The sequence below is a fragment of the Corynebacterium antarcticum genome (assembly GCF_016595285.2).
GTDB lineage: Bacteria > Actinomycetota > Actinomycetes > Mycobacteriales > Mycobacteriaceae > Corynebacterium > Corynebacterium antarcticum.
The window spans coordinates 1-1,734 of record NZ_JAENIP020000008.1 but is presented as its reverse complement, the minus strand read 5'-3'; the positions used below and the strand labels follow the sequence as shown (position 1 = coordinate 1,734).

The following is a 1,734-nucleotide window of genomic DNA, read 5'->3' as shown; positions in this document are numbered from 1 at the left end:
AATAAAGTTTTGCTTATAGACATTCACACTTGGTCTCATGATCTTCGTTCCCTCACCTGGAACGAGGAAAAAGGAGATCACGATGTTCGTGGGAACCTTACCCGAAGAGAACGCCTCTTCGACGGCATCTACAATGTCCTGTGCATACGTACCAACGTTCGGATCCCCCGTTACACGCTTCGCAGTCTTCAACTGTTCAGTATAGTCCGCAGAGCTAGCAGCGGAGCTTTGGTCATTGGTCAGAAGCCAGATTGCGAGCTGAGTTGCAACCTGTGCAGATTCTTCACTGACCCCGCTATATTTTTTCGCCTTCTCGCCAAAGAACAGCGATTTGTGCTTAGCAGAGTATCCGTACGCACTCGCAAGTGCGACCCTCCGAAGGGTGGTAGAATCGGTTCGGCCCAGAGTCGCTGGAATCTCACTGTATGAAAGTCCCATATACTCGTAGGGCGCACCACCATTTCGCTGAAGCGGCGGGAGAGTATATCCGGGATCGACGCAATAAGTCGCAGTTTCAAAACTTCCATTGAACGCCTGGAACTTGACAGCATCCGAATTTACATTTTTCGCAACAGTTCCAACTTTCCACCCTCCCCCTTCATCAGCTCGTGCAGTCGCCGGTGCGACGACAAGTGCTGTCGCGATAAGAAATATCGCGCACAACACTGCCCCCGCACGGCTCAGTTGTCTTGTCATTGGTTCCTCTCGATACATGAACGATAGAGCCGCAGTGGCTCCTACTAACATCAACCCACCAAGTGCAGGCTCGGAAGGCCAGCCACGAGACAGGTCTATATAAGGATCGTAGCCTTACTGATACCGGATTGGAACCGAGCACCCCCAGATTTCTTAAGGTTCATCACATCTTCCAGCCCCCTCCGGATCCACCACCCTCCACCAGCATCTTCGTTCGACAGCCACCCTTGGACTACACATCAGCGCACATGATGCCACCCCCGCACTGCCCCACCCACACCACCCTGACGTCGCCGAAACACCAGCCCGGCTGGCCACTAATAGCTCCTCACCTGCAGTCATTAGGCGAAAACTGAAACCGAATCCCTTTAGCCGGCACTGCTTCTTTTAAACCAAGTCGACCGTCCAGCCTCCAGTTTTGACACCAACCGAAATAGCCGCATGTAAATTACTTTATGTTGGCGTGAACATCTCGATTGGCTCTTTCTAAAAGATAATCTTTTATTCCGACGGGTGGAATATCACATTTTCATCACTCCTTAAGCTGCGGCCGTGACATTCCCACCGTCCTACGCCAGAAAATCAGGTCCGCGGCACATGCGATCACCGGCGAGACAAAAAGTGTAAAAGGATCCACAACAACAGTAAAGTCCTCTCACGACTACCCCACCCATCGACCACAGGATTTGTTATTCCGCAAGGCAACCGACCCACACCAAACGGCCAATAAACGTACGTGAACATTCAAGACAAATTCAACACCCTCCCCAAAAAACAGAAAAGCGGCGACACTTCTCCGTTGAGGTCACTTTATCCGCATTTTCAACATCGTAAGATTACCTACCGCCTAGTTTCTGAAGCTTGGCACCGGTTCGCAACATTCCAAAAATCGAGGTAGCTCACAAACAACAACCCATTTGGGCCGAACACCGATAAAACCGCTGCAATCAAAACTCAGACCACACCTATTACCCAGGCGGATAAATCTGGAGAACATCGCTTGCACGTGCACGACGAAGAGATCCACCGTCAGCCCCT

General features: G+C 51.0%; 1 protein-coding gene. It reads right to left on the bottom strand.

Annotation, left to right across the window (positions count from 1 at the left end; translation table 11 throughout):
- Window positions 1-696 (bottom strand): thioester domain-containing protein (locus tag JIM95_RS11290; protein WP_248702969.1); only part of this gene is annotated, 696 nt, incomplete at its 3' end.
- Window positions 697-1,734: the final 1,038 nt, after the last annotated feature.